This is a genomic window from Pseudoalteromonas sp. BSi20495, from assembly GCF_000241185.1.
GTDB classification, from domain to species: Bacteria; Pseudomonadota; Gammaproteobacteria; order Enterobacterales; family Alteromonadaceae; genus Pseudoalteromonas; species Pseudoalteromonas fuliginea.
This window is the reverse complement of the sequence record NZ_BADY01000024.1, coordinates 96051-109175: the sequence shown is the minus strand read 5'-3', so window position 1 is coordinate 109175 and position 13125 is coordinate 96051. Positions and strand designations below refer to the sequence as shown.

13 protein-coding genes are annotated in these 13125 nt (G+C 37.0%); 11 read left to right on the top strand and 2 right to left on the bottom strand.

All coding sequences use genetic code 11. The annotated features are described in order from the left end of the window. The 11 genes from P20495_RS16265 to P20495_RS16295 all read left to right on the top strand — a co-directional run. Positions 1–7467 (top strand): FG-GAP-like repeat-containing protein (locus P20495_RS16265; protein ID WP_033015130.1); only part of this gene is annotated, 7467 nt, incomplete at its 5' end. Then, on the top strand, positions 7457–7975 hold the full coding sequence (locus P20495_RS16270; protein ID WP_008134391.1) for a hypothetical protein: 519 nt from the start codon (positions 7457–7459) through the stop codon (positions 7973–7975). The genes P20495_RS16265 and P20495_RS16270, both read left to right, overlap by 11 nt. A 58-nt stretch (positions 7976–8033) precedes the next feature. Then, positions 8034–8351: a hypothetical protein gene (locus P20495_RS20195; protein WP_008134389.1), complete on the top strand. Its 318-nt coding sequence runs from the start codon at positions 8034–8036 to the stop codon at positions 8349–8351. Positions 8352–8662: 311 nt separating this feature from the next. Further along, positions 8663–9007 (top strand): hypothetical protein, encoded by a 345-nt coding sequence (locus P20495_RS16275; protein WP_008134387.1) that lies wholly within the window; start codon positions 8663–8665, stop codon positions 9005–9007. Positions 9008–9210: 203 nt separating this feature from the next. Next, positions 9211–9555, top strand: a complete 345-nt coding sequence (locus tag P20495_RS20190; RefSeq protein ID WP_033015128.1) for a hypothetical protein — start codon at positions 9211–9213, stop codon at positions 9553–9555. Positions 9556–9560: 5 nt separating this feature from the next. Further along, positions 9561–9905: a hypothetical protein gene (locus P20495_RS16280; protein WP_008134384.1), complete on the top strand. Its 345-nt coding sequence runs from the start codon at positions 9561–9563 to the stop codon at positions 9903–9905. Between the two features lie 26 nt (positions 9906–9931). Beyond that, on the top strand, positions 9932–10258 hold the full coding sequence (locus P20495_RS20185) for a hypothetical protein (protein ID WP_033015126.1): 327 nt from the start codon (positions 9932–9934) through the stop codon (positions 10256–10258). 185 nt (positions 10259–10443) lie between these two features. Beyond that, positions 10444–10785, top strand: coding sequence for a hypothetical protein (locus P20495_RS16285; RefSeq protein ID WP_008134383.1), 342 nt, complete (start codon positions 10444–10446; stop codon positions 10783–10785). Between the two features lie 8 nt (positions 10786–10793). Continuing rightward, positions 10794–11123, top strand: coding sequence for a hypothetical protein (locus P20495_RS16290; RefSeq protein ID WP_008134382.1), 330 nt, complete (start codon positions 10794–10796; stop codon positions 11121–11123). A gap of 64 nt (positions 11124–11187) precedes the next feature. After that, positions 11188–11517 (top strand): DUF5992 family protein, encoded by a 330-nt coding sequence (locus tag P20495_RS20180; protein WP_033015125.1) that lies wholly within the window; start codon positions 11188–11190, stop codon positions 11515–11517. A gap of 79 nt (positions 11518–11596) precedes the next feature. Continuing rightward, positions 11597–11926 carry a hypothetical protein gene (locus P20495_RS16295; protein WP_008134381.1) on the top strand — a complete coding sequence of 110 codons (330 nt, stop codon included), beginning with the start codon at positions 11597–11599 and terminating at the stop codon, positions 11924–11926. 76 nt (positions 11927–12002) lie between these two features. Here the strand turns inward: P20495_RS16295 and P20495_RS16300 are convergent, their stop codons facing one another. Together P20495_RS16300 and P20495_RS16305 are read right to left on the bottom strand one after the other, a co-directional pair. Continuing rightward, on the bottom strand, positions 12003–12275 hold the full coding sequence (locus P20495_RS16300) for a hypothetical protein (RefSeq protein WP_008134380.1): 273 nt from the start codon (positions 12273–12275) through the stop codon (positions 12003–12005). 130 nt (positions 12276–12405) lie between these two features. Continuing rightward, positions 12406–13065, bottom strand: coding sequence for a DsbA family oxidoreductase (locus P20495_RS16305; RefSeq protein ID WP_008134379.1), 660 nt, complete (start codon positions 13063–13065; stop codon positions 12406–12408). Between the last annotated feature and the right edge of the window lie 60 nt (positions 13066–13125).

Genomic DNA, 13125 nt, shown 5'->3' with positions numbered 1-13125 from the left:
GAGGATATAGACAGCTCCCTTATAAAAACTTTATTAAATAACGAACCTGGTGGTTGGGAGCCATCACAAGAAAGCCATAGTGTTATTCAGTTAACCAAATTATTTTATGCGCTGTTACAACGTGCACCAACAAAAGCGGAATTAACATTTTTTGCTTATGCGCAACAATTAGGCGTAGAAAATATTGAGCTTATTAACGCTTTTTTAAGTTCAGATGAAGGCTTAGTACACTTACCGTTAACGGACACTAATACTTTATTTATAAATAAGTTGTATACACTGTTATTTGATAGTGAAAGCCCTATCGTTAATTTTAAAACTAAAGAGCAGTGGTTAGCTGAGTTAAATCAAGGTTTAACTCGTGCCGCCTTAATTAATGAGCTTATTTCTTCAGCTAATCGTTTTGATATAATTGCGCATAATACAGTTTTTTACTTTTATGATTTTTGTTTAAGCTCACGTAACTGCCAATATGAAACTGATTCTGATGGTGATAATTTATCTGACGAAGTGGAAATTTTATTAGGGCAAAATCCCCTTGATCCAAGAGATGGGTTAAACGGCAAACCAAGCCTAGGCTATTCAGATCTCACTTTAGGACAATATGAACTTAATTTTAACTACCCTGCCAATACTTCTTTCTATGAGTTAAGCCAATCAACAAACTCGCAAAGTGAACGTTTATTAGCGTCGGTTACTGGTAATAAGTATGCTATCAATTTGGCTAATGGCGAGTACCAATTTTGGGTTAAAGCATGTATTGAAGTTACGCTCAGAACAGGTCAAGTCACAAAACAATGTTCATACAGTTCAGATCCTGTGTCCATATTAGTTGAAAACAGTGTACAAGAGCTCCCAATTCAAGTCGCATTGAATGAGTCAATAGCTGCTAAAAATTGGCCCGATGACGATGTACTTAATGCATCAGCCATGCTTTCACCTACATTAGGCAGCTTTAGAGTAACAGAAAATGGCACCGCTAATTATACAATACCTATTTCGTTACCTTCGGGGATTGCAGGAGTTCAACCTGAAGTTGCTCTTACATATGACTCGCAGACACCTGAGACATCAATAGGCCTGGGTTGGGGCATCAGTGCTGGCTCTTCAATTAGCCGGTGTCGTCAAACTGTGGCGCAAGATGGTCAATTTACGGGGTTAACATTTACAGATACAGATAGATACTGCTTAGATGGGCAAAGACTTATTTTATCGAATGATAACTATGCTGAAGGCGAAGTAGGCGCTATCTATAAAACTGAGATAGACAATCAACTATTAATTACTATTGTGAATAACTCAGCAAACAACAAAAAAATGTTTGTTGTTGAAGGTAAAGATGGCAGTAAAAAATATTATGGTGGTACAACAAACTCTGAAGTGTCAATTTCAGAGCATGAAATACTAACCTGGAATATCCGTAAAGTTTACGATAATTTAGAAAACGACAATACTGCAATTTACTATAGCTATTCTGATCATGATGAGTTTGGAGCAGGAGAAAAGGCATTAAAGGAAATTAACTATAGTGGTAACCGTATTGAATTTAAATACGAGTCAGGTGATATAAGAAGCCAAGCATACGTAGGTGGCAGCGAATTTACATCTCGCGCGCAACTTAATGCTATTAATGTATACAATCATAACGACAAGTTATTATTTGATTATGCTTTAACGTTTGAAAGTGCTGAGAATGGCGTACGCTTACTCAAAAGCGTTGCGCAGTGTGCTAGCGATATTTGTAAAAAGCCTATTGAATTTACATACAATGATTTTAACAACAATTTAAATTTTGATGCCCGTGAAAGTGTATTTTATGCAAGCTCTGGCAACAAACTTGCAGCCGTAACTCAAATAGACACACAAGGTGACGGTAAGCCAGAACTAGCAACATTAGAGCGAGTTAATGGTGAAGAGTACTTATTATGTTTAACATTCACTGACGGTACTAACTCTGAAATTTGTAAAACAATCCATCGGGCCCATGGAGCAGACATTGTACAAATGATGGCGGTTGATCCGCAAAGCGATGGTAAACAAGCGCTTTGGGTCAATATGCGTGATAAACATGCGCGTGACACCGACTATTACTGGAATCAATACAATTTTACTGAGGGTAATAATGCATTAGATTACAGTTCATTGCCATTAACAGGCACAGATAGATACATGACAGATATTAGGCTTGGCGATTTAGATGGTGATGGCTATGCTGATATTATTCACAAAAAGGGCAGTGATGACGAAAAACTTTATGCACGTTATTGGGATCAGGACACACAAAGCTATTCGGTTAAAGTTGGCTTAGGAGTAATAACCCATAACAATGAGCGTATTGGTAGAACAATAAGCTATCAGCGTAACTTAGTTGAAGACGACACACCGTGGTATATGCTGGATCTGAACTTTGATGGCTTAGCAGATATACTAACACTAGGCTGTAGCAGCCATAAGTGTGATGGCAACAGTGAAGTAGACCAGATTTTAGCTTATAAAAATACCAATAATGGCAGCGACTTAGAGCAAGTAATAATCCGAAACGGTAAGGCCAAGCATCTACAGCCTAACGATTTTAACGGCGATGGTTTAGTTGATTTGTTATTTTATGATATAAACGACGACAACTGGAAAATCCTACTTAATGAGGGTAGTCAAGAGCTTACATTTACCCAAGTGTTTAGGTTAGGAGGTATGAGCGAACATATTGCGCCTCTTAGTATTGATATTAATCGCGATGGTAAGCTCGAGTTATTCTTTAAAGAAGATGATACAAGCTCGTGGACTGCATACCAATGGGACCCATCACTTAAATCTTTCGTTCGTAATACTGAGTTGGGATTCAGTACCGCTGGTATTGATTACGAAAAAGGTGATTATGCTTATTTTTCAGATTATAACCACGATGCGGTGCCTGATATTTTCTTTAAAAACGGCCATACAATAGAAGTTAAATACAACTTAAACGAAGTATTTAGCCAAGGTATGCTTAGTGAAATAAGCCAAGGTTATGACAGTAAAACGGTTATAGACTATGGGTTAATGACAGACCCTCAGGTATACAGCAAATATAATTTAGAAAATGCAGAGCAATACCCAACGGCAAGCGAAAACGAATCAGCCGCTGCTGATAGGGCTCTATATGATGAACAATATCTAAATGTTAGCGATCTAATCAGTGCATCGCCACTAGTTAAAACTGTAACTACAGACAGTCCCAGTACATCTTCACCTGGTGAAACGTTATCAGTAGATTATCAATATGCAGGTGCTAGGTTACAATTTGGTGGTCGTGGTTGGCTGGGCTTTAGAAAGCTCACGACTGAAACCGAAAAAGACGGTTACACATTTGAAACAAACACTTATTATCGCCAAGCATTTCCATTTGTAGGTATGCCAGATAAAACTGAAAAGTATATGGTGTCTGGCAGCAGCCGAACATTATTAAGCTCAGCGTCTAATACTTATACAAATGTGACATCTACTAATTCAAACAACTTACTTAGTTATCAAGTGTATAACGCAAATACTAAAGAGTGTTCAGCACGTATAGACACCGATTTAACCGTGAGCAGTTATAACTGTACCGTTACAACAACAGTGCAAGATGAACATGCCAATGTATCTGAATTAACAGTAAATAAATATGAGCAAAGTACCGGATTCCTAGAGTCGCTTAGTTCTGGCGTTTCACTTTCATCTGTAGCTACAGTAAACACATATGGGACAAGTGATTTTGATAAACGTTTTGGTCGCCTTAGTGCTACTACGGTTACGCATAGTCAGCCAGACCATGCGCCAGTCAACCGTAATACTGAATTTACTTACTACCCAAGTAACCATAAAAACAAAGGAATGCTTAAAGATGAAATCGTTATGCCGCAAAGCGGATGCGATAGCTATCTAAAAACAACCCATATCTATGATTCACTAGGTAATGAAACTGCAATACAAACAGCAAACTCTCCAAGTTGTGATGGCGTAGCGGGTCAAAAGTATCAAACACGCAGTAAAACCTCTACCTTTGATAATGAAGGGCGTTATGCAATATCTACCGAAAATACTTTATTCATCGAGCAAACAGTTAATACTCGTAACGAATTTGGACAGCCTACTGAAGTAACCGATGTTAATGGCACCAAAGCGTTCTTTCAATATGATGTATTTGGTAGCAAAGTATCGAGTTACAGTGCAACAGGCGCACAAACCAGTACGTATATGAGTGAATGCGATAGCAGTAACTGTATTGCACAAGTTAATAAGTTGGTTAATGGTGAGTTAGTTGAAAAGCAATATATTGATAAAGCTGGGCGCACCACCGCGGCCAGTAAAATTACTGTCTTGGGTGATTGGTTAACCGCCTCTACCCACTATGATAAATACGGTCGTTCACTTAGCCAAACATCACCAGGTATGCAGGCAATTACCAGCCGCTATGATGTGTTTGATAGGCCAACACAAATTGATGATCCAAACTCAAATATTACCACTACGTATGAGCTGTCAGGATTGACAGAAACTGTCACCTTAACTGGCGATATACCACAGAGTACGCAAATTAAAACGACAGTGAATAACGCACTTGGGCAAAAAGTTTCGGTTACCGATAACGCAGGTAATATATTAACTTATACCTACGATGTGTTAGGTAATTTAAAAACCGTGCATTCATCGGCCGATAATCAAATATTATCAACAATTGAATACGACACGCTAGGTCGTAAACAATCAATGAATGATAAAGACCGTGGTAACTGGCGATACACCTATACCGTCTTTGGTGAGCTTAAAACACAAACCGATGCGCGAGGTGTTGTTACAACTAATACCTACGACATCCTTGGTCGAAAAACAAATCAAACGGTCACGGGTGAGCAAACTAGTCAATGGTTGTTCGGTACAGGCACTAACGCCCATCGTTTAGTATCTGAGAGTATTGGCAATGAATGGCAAAAAAATTACTACTACGATAACTTTGGCCGTGGGGTAGCCAGTTTAACCAATGTTGAAAGTGCCCTTAATTGTACGAGTATGGTGGCCTTTAACACCCGTAGTAACGATTTACGTTACACAGATACACGCCTTAACGACCCACTCACTAGTCGTTGTGTAATACAACAAACAAACTACGATGAGTTTGGCAGACCTTTGCTTAGTTTTGATGATTATCGCCGTAATACTGCGGGTGAATATACAGAAGCACGCGGAATACTCACCACTTATCAAAACGGCCAAGTACTTAAACGCCAAGAAGCCCGCGAAGGCGTAAACTTTGGCCGAGTGTATTACCAAGTAAATGCTCTTAACGATCGTGGCCAAGTAATTGGCTACAATAAGGGCCAAGAGTTGATGACCGTTAGCTACGACGACGCAGGGCATGTATCAGGCATTAGTACAGGCACCGACTATATTCAAGCCGACAGTTATAGCTTTGATGGTATGGGTAATTTAACCTCTCGTCATTTAAGCGCATCGCAACAACAAACCTTTGCTTACGATAACCTTAACCGTGTTACTACGGTCGATGGCCAAGATGTTTATAGCTATGCTGATAACGGTAATTTAGAGCTTAAAGACGGTTGGGAGCAGCGCTATAACGAAACGGCAAATTCACCGATTCATGGCATAACCAGCCGCAGTAAAGGCACCATGACCGAAACCTTTGGTTATGATGAAAACGGTAACCAAACTTGGGCGAAGAAAAACGGCACTAACTGGCGAGAAGTGACCTACAGTGGCCGTAATAAAGCGACAGAAATTAGTATTAATGGTAAATCGGCTTACTTTAACTATGATGCTAATAACCGCCGCTATAAACGTGTCGATGCAGAGCAAACGATTTATTATGTAGGTGCGTTAGAGCTAACGGTTAATCACACGCTCAATAATGATCAATATATCAAGCGTTATATTGGTAATGACGCCATGCAAACCTATTACGCTAATGGTAATGCCAGCATAAAGTGGCTGTTTACCGATCATCAAGGCTCTATTACCGCCATTACTGATGACAGTTTTAAGTTACTTAAGCGCTTTGCCTACGATGTATTTGGTCAGCAATCAGAGATTGCCCCCACTGCACTTGAAGCTGAGTTATATTATGCTCTGCCAAGTCGTTTAAGTGCATTTAATGCCATTACCAGCAATACCCGTGGTTATACAGGTCACGAACAAGTGATGCTTGATGGTGACAACCGAGTGATCCACATGAATGGCCGTATTTACGACGCCGGCACCGGCCGAATGATGCAAGCAGATCCCGTCGTACAAGCGCCGAGTAATTTACAAAACTACAACGCGTATAGTTATGTTTTAAATAATCCGTTGAGTTATACCGACCCGAGTGGGTATTTTATAAAAGCTCTAACTAAAATTGCTGGTTTTATTGCGGGTGGATTTCTTGGTGGTCTTGTTGCTCACCAAGCTAGTAAATGGATTTCAAACAGCCAAACATTAACTCAGTTAACAATTGGAGCTGTAGGTGTTTTTACTTCTATTGTGTGCGGGCCATGCAGCATTGGTTTTACCGCACTTGCTACATCACATTTAACCTATTATAAAACAGGTAGTACTAGCATGGCGTTGCAAGCAGGTTTAACGGCTGGCGCTACTGCTGCAGTATTTTATGGGATTGGGCAGTATTTTAAAGGTTTATCAGGTGATAATCTATTAGCAGCAAAACATGGCGTCGGCTCTACAACCTATGATTTTGGAGGGCTTTCCCTGACCGGAGGACAAATAGCAGGACAAATCACTGCCCATGCAGTTGCTGGTGGGGTTATAGCGGATTTACAAGGTGGTAAATTTGGTCATGGATTTTTTGCTGCGGGTGTAACTAAAGGGGCAGGAGGCCGTTTCTTACCCGGAGGCAATGATTTAACCGCAAGTCAAATTGTTCAAGGAACTGTTGCTTCAGCCGTTATCGGTGGTACTGCATCTGTTATTTCCGGTGGGAAATTTGCCAATGGCGCTAGGACTGCTACTTATCAGTATTTGTTTAATCAGTGTTTGTCAGGAGGCTGCAGTTTCAATAATGAAAGAGAAGCAGGTCAATATGCTGGAGCTATAGATAAGGAAATTGATCGGATAAATGGCATGAACAGGGAAGAGTTAAGGAAAATGCTAATCAGCTTGAATGTTGACGTTACTAAACTACGAAGTGCTAATATGTTGAATATTTATAAAGCTAGTATGATAAATAGTCTAAGTTTATATAAAGTTCAAGCAATGGGATATATAGCTGGTAATAATACAGGGTTAAGTCTACCTAACAGTCTAAATGTAACCGGCCTGGCTCTTTCTGATTTAGGATATCGTTCATTAGGTGCCTCTTTTGGGGCCGCTGGAACCGCATGGTCTTTAGCCCCAGTCATTTCAGGTTTTTTGGGGATTGATGATAATATAAATGCTAAGTTTTATTACAAATGCACAAATATATGTAATTCAGGGGTAATAGTAGATGGAAATTAATAAGTTAATGCGATTAGCTTTGCTCACTGTTCTATTTTCTTCGTTTACTACTTATGGTAAAGCCTTGGATAGTTTAGGGTGTGGGTGGTATATACCAACAGCTTACTCTGAAAATGAAGATGGAAACGGTTATTTTGAAAAAATTGACAAAAAACATAGTTTAACGGTAACAAGGCAAAGTACTATTTTTAGTGATGAATTATCCAATAAAGAGTGGGTTGTCGGTATGTTCGATACAAGTTTTATTAGTAGATTTAGTTATAAAGATTACCTTGTCGAAACTTATAAAAAAGATTATGGATTTGGCATTGCTTATTTAGTAACTGTAGTTGAATACTCAAAAGAGAACGAAATCTTAGTTTTTTTAAATCTAAGTTTAAATGATTTAATATATGCGACAAAAAGTTGTTTAATATTGCCAGATGATTTACTGGATTTGTATAAGAAGAACGATTATGAAATTAAAAAGCTTAATGAAGTAGTAAAGAAGAAATTAACAAGAATATAGTGTAAAAAGGTATTCCCTTTTGCCATGATAGTTATTTTTAATAAGGATTTTAAATAAAATGTTTTTAAGAGTGTTTATATTTATTAATGTTTTATTTTCTGCTAATGCAATGGCAGCTGTTGGAAAAGGCCATGTTAGTGGAAAAATCACGAATATTACCAGTATTAGTTCAGGGTTGCTTGTGCGTATTAATGCCAACGAAGTACCTGAACATTGCACAAGTGGCCGAGTGTGGATGCAAATTAAGCAAGAAAATACAGCAATGACCTCATTGACGCTGACTGCTTGGACATTAAAACGCGGTGTAACGGTTTATACCTCGGCAGATAGCAGTGGTTATTGCCGGGTTATTCAAGTTGATCCTTATGAAAATTAAAGGGGTCAAATCTTGACTTCAGACATCAAGAAATAAAATAAAGGGGAGCAACTCTTTCTTATTTCCTTTTTGTCATAATAGTTATTTTTTCTGGCTCAATTGCTGCTAACAAAATGCCTGAATATTGCACTGTTGGCCGTGTATAAATGAGAATTAAACAAGTGAATGCTGTAATTACTATTTAGCACTTACTGCATAAATATTAAAATGTATTTGACTGCTCATTTTTCGATTTAGCCCTGAAACGACTGCCAGCTTATTCAGTATATTATTATAAATTTTGAGTTGTTTTAAATTAGAAGGGAGTGTAAATGAAAATAATAACAACTACGGTGATGCTTTATATTTTTTTATTATTCACATCGCAAGTTATTGCTAATGAAACTTCGCCTAAAAGTACTATAAAGCGATTTATTTCTTATTCTGATTACGGAAGTGGTGATGTATTTGTCTCACTTGAAAATAATGGCTCTATATGTAATTACGGTTATTATCTAAATAAAGAAAACCAAGGCTTTGAAGCTAATTACAGTATGTTACTTTCAGCTTATCACGCAAATAGCAGTGTTAAATTAATTGGCTTGGACACAGATGAAAAATGGCAAGGATCTAGCGCTACTGTTTGTCAGCTTTACTCCGTAGAGTTAGCCAAATGAAATATTATAAATATAAGTGAAAATTCTGGTTAAATTTACAGTATTTATACCCTTAAATTAATATTTAAGATTACTTTATTTTTTTGTAGTGAAATTAAAACTAATTGTTTTCGGAAAAAGGTTTCAATTACCTATAAAAATAAATAGCTAGTATAGTAATTAAATATAAGGTTAATTGAAGTTGATTTTTAATAAGGATAACAATGAAAAGTTTTTACATACTAGGTCTATTTATATTTTCGTTTTTTTCCACAAACGTATTAGCGAGCTTCCACTGTACAGTAGATGTGCAAAGAGTGCTTGTGTATGCAACTGGGGGAATTAATATTTTACATACTGGGCGTGGTGACTTTACCAATATCTGTAACTTAAATAGCGATTGGAAAGGTGTTAAGCCTTTAACTTGCGCAATGTGGACTAGCTTACTGCAAAATGCCCAAGTTAATGAACAAAAGGTAATTTTTTATTATCCTGATGAGGGTAGCTGTAAAGAGTTAGCAACTTATAGCAGCACTCCTGCACCTGTATATATAGGAATAATAAAGTGATAAAAATGAAAGTTGTATTTATTTTACTCGTCATCGCTATATTTTCATCAACTTCTAAAGCGGGCAGTATTGGTTTTGGTAAAGTCGCCGGCATTAAACAGTATGATTTTAGTAGTACCCAGAATATTAAAGTATTTTTAAATTCTGACGCTACGTTAATTGATGAAAACTGTGTTGAGAAACAACGCGCATATGGTGTAATTTCACCATCAAAACACGATCCCAAAATTATTGATAGAATGTTGAGTTTGATCACAACAGCTTATGTTGCAAATAAGAAGATCCGATTGCATAGCGAAGAGAGTTCATGTGAAGTCGATTTAGTGTCTTTACAAGAAGATGTTTTTTAAGCTAATACAAAAGAAGTAGGAAAGTCATGAAATATTTAATCGGATTATTGTTTACAATTTTCGCTTTTGATGGTGTTGCAGACACCTCAGCTAAGATTGAAAAGATACTTATGTATGAGCAAGGAAATCTAGTGTATGTATATCCTGAAGGAGGGGTTGATAACCCTCCTTCCTGCCATGGTGCTAATGGTGATTATTTATCATTTAGAATGTCTCGTCCTATGGCCAAAGAATATTTGAGCCTCCTTATGATGGCTTTTGTTACACAAAAAGAAGTTGTATTCAAAACTGAGAGAAAGTGTGTAGATCAATCAGTTTCAGAGACTATTAGATACTTAACAGTTATTAGATAATTTATTTAAAATTAAAAGGGAATTTAATGTTGTCAAAGAGACTTTCGATTATTGGTCTTTTTATTTTTTCAGTAGCTTTTGCTTGTGAACTAGTGCAGAGCTATAGGGGATAAAACTTGACTTCAGGCATCAAAAAAAATAAATGGGAGCATTACTGTTGTCCCTATTTATATAAGGACAATCAAATGAGAATCATACTAACTTTACTTCTATTTATTACGTTTTCATCAAAAGCGATGGATACGCGAGGGTACTATCAAATAAGCCAAATTTATTCGTGGGGAGATTATGTGCAGGGAACCTTTAAAATTATTTTAAAAAGTCAAAATGAATCAACGCAAAGTGTTTGCCCTGCCGGTTTTTGGTTAGATGGAGCAAATGATAAAAACAGTGCCATGTATAGTACTGCCCTTGCTGCTTATCATAGTAATACAAAAGTAAAAATATATGCTGATGAGAGCCAAGATTGGAGCGGATTAAGTTCGAAAGAATGTAAATTAAAATTGATTGTTTTAGAGCCAAAATAAGGATATTTATGAAAAAGTATTTGATCATTTTTACCGCTTTTATTTCGTTAAATTTAATAGCCGCACCCACTTGGCATACAGCCAAAGTAGAAAAGGTTTACCCTCTGGCTGATGGTGGCCTTGTTTTGACCTTCAACACTGATAACGCAACATGTAAAAATGACAGTAACCCAAAATATTATTATGTGCTGGAAGGTAAAAATGGTGTTACTAAGGAAGCAATTGCTAACTTTATGTCGGTTGCACTTTTTGCTGGCTCTTCAAACAAAGCGTTGACTATAAATTTTGATAATGAAAGTACCAGCTGCGATATTAATAGGTTATTCGTTAAATTTTGATCTATGCAAGAAGTAGCTTCACATTTCAGGACAAGACAGTTCTACAAATAAAAAAGGAAATTCAATGTTAACAAAAACACTTGCGATTAGTGGTCTTTTTATTTTTTCTTCAGTAGCTTTTGCTGGTGAGCTTGTAAAGGGAGCTACAATTTTAGAAGTAGCAAGTAGTGCAAGTAATAAGGATGTTTTTTACATTAAACTATCAGGTGGCACCGGGCCATGCGCTAATGGCTCCATAATATTTCCTGCTGCTAAATCTCAATCTAAAGAATCTCATAATCAAGCTTTTTCTATCGCTCTAGCAGCGGTAACTTCTTCTCGAAAAGTTAGAGTTCATAACTACGAGAATGATAGCTGCTATGGTGCGAATTTTATAGGTATCTACTCTCTATAAAGCTCTACTAAATGTAAAAGCAGTAATTTACTGCTTTTATCCACTATCTATTCTATTGCTAACTATTATAAAGAAATATATGCCAAAACATTTTATAGCTACACTCTTAATAGTACTTTCTTTTAATTTAAATGCTAATAATAGCTTTGAAGAAGGAAAGGTAACTAAAATAATTTTGCACGATTGGGGGCGGGTTCTTGTTTATCTAGATAAAGGTATTACTACTAAAGAGGATTGCGAGCGAAAAATTTTTTTAGTATTAAATAAAAATAATCAACACTTTCAGGAGATGTATTCTTCATTGCTAGCTGCATATCATGCCAGCAGTAAAGTTAGTGGTTGGGTTAATACGTGCGATCCTAAGCATAATTCGCCAGTACTTACACGCTTAGACTTACTGCCTAAATAGTGTGTAAATTTTAGCGCTGCTTTTTATACGGTTAATATTACTCTAAATATATCCTGTAAGCTGTGTTACATGAGTTTTATTCAAGAAAGTCTACTCTCACTTTAGTTTTAGATATTTTTGCTGTGAGTAGAATACTCAACGCCATTTCTGTATTTGTATATTCAGGCTTAAAGCGCACTTCAGTACAATTACACTTATTGTTACTATCTCTTAAAGATGCGTAAATTGTACCATTAGCATCGTCTAAACCGGTAAACGTAACGGTATTGTTATTTTGAACACACTTAGCATGAACTGTACTGGCTAAGCACAATGTAATTAAGCTAATGGCTAGGTTAAATTGTTTCATTTATATCATCCTTGAGTGTCTACTAAAGACGTTAGTTATTAGTCAATTGTAAATATAAGCTGTAGTATTGTAAACACACAAAAAGCTGCAATGTGCAGCCTTTTTTAAGTGTTAAGCAACAATTTACTCGTTAAGCGTCTTGCTTGGCTTCTTCTTCACTAATTTGTTTTAGTGCTTGAATGAATGAGTCGCTTGGTTGTCCGCCAGTAAGTGCATATTTATCGTTTATGATAAACGTAGGTACTGACGTAATACCCATCTGTTTGAAGTTGTCTTGCTCTTGGCGTACGTCTTGTACATATTTGTCTGAATGTAGAATACCGCGCGCAGTTTCTTTATCAAGACCTACTTTTTCAACAACGTCGAGCAACGCTTCTTCTTGGTTTAAGTATTTTAAATCTGTGAAGTGCGCTTCAAAAAAGGCGAGTTTTAATTCGGTTTGCTTACCTTCTTCACGTGCCCACATTAATAAACGATGCAAATCAAAGCTGTTGATCATGATGCGTTTGCCATCAAAATTAAAGGTAAACCCAGCACGCTGACCGGCTTCGAACATGTTTTTACGATTTTCGTCGCCTTGCTCTTCACTTAGGTTGTACTTTTGCATTAAATGTTCGTTTAAGTCTTGACCTTCAATTGGCATATCTGGGTTTAGTTCAAAAGGATGCCACGTAATATCTGCGCTCATTTCGTCTTTGAGTTGCTCTAGTGCAGTTTCTAGGTTTTTATAACCCACTACACACCAAGGGCACATTACGTCTGAGACGATATCAATTTTAAAGTTTTTCATATTTATCCTTTTGAGGATTGCTTTGGTATAACAGGGGATATTGGGATGAACTGCACTTTA

What these genes read in the sequence shown, in the direction of transcription:
- P20495_RS20185 (WP_033015126.1), top strand. Translation starts at nt 9,932, where the DNA reads ATGAAATATTTAATCGGATTATTGTTTACAATTTTCGCTTTTGATGGT.
- P20495_RS16280 (WP_008134384.1), top strand. Translation starts at nt 9,561, where the DNA reads ATGAAAGTTGTATTTATTTTACTCGTCATCGCTATATTTTCATCAACT.
- P20495_RS20195 (WP_008134389.1), top strand. Translation starts at nt 8,034, where the DNA reads ATGTTTTTAAGAGTGTTTATATTTATTAATGTTTTATTTTCTGCTAAT.
- P20495_RS16270 (WP_008134391.1), top strand. Translation starts at nt 7,457, where the DNA reads ATGGAAATTAATAAGTTAATGCGATTAGCTTTGCTCACTGTTCTATTT.
- P20495_RS16275 (WP_008134387.1), top strand. Translation starts at nt 8,663, where the DNA reads ATGAAAATAATAACAACTACGGTGATGCTTTATATTTTTTTATTATTC.
- P20495_RS16290 (WP_008134382.1), top strand. Translation starts at nt 10,794, where the DNA reads ATGAAAAAGTATTTGATCATTTTTACCGCTTTTATTTCGTTAAATTTA.
- P20495_RS16300 (WP_008134380.1), bottom strand. Translation starts at nt 12,275, where the DNA reads ATGAAACAATTTAACCTAGCCATTAGCTTAATTACATTGTGCTTAGCC.
- P20495_RS16295 (WP_008134381.1), top strand. Translation starts at nt 11,597, where the DNA reads ATGCCAAAACATTTTATAGCTACACTCTTAATAGTACTTTCTTTTAAT.
- P20495_RS20180 (WP_033015125.1), top strand. Translation starts at nt 11,188, where the DNA reads ATGTTAACAAAAACACTTGCGATTAGTGGTCTTTTTATTTTTTCTTCA.
- P20495_RS20190 (WP_033015128.1), top strand. Translation starts at nt 9,211, where the DNA reads ATGAAAAGTTTTTACATACTAGGTCTATTTATATTTTCGTTTTTTTCC.
- P20495_RS16285 (WP_008134383.1), top strand. Translation starts at nt 10,444, where the DNA reads ATGAGAATCATACTAACTTTACTTCTATTTATTACGTTTTCATCAAAA.
- P20495_RS16305 (WP_008134379.1), bottom strand. Translation starts at nt 13,065, where the DNA reads ATGAAAAACTTTAAAATTGATATCGTCTCAGACGTAATGTGCCCTTGG.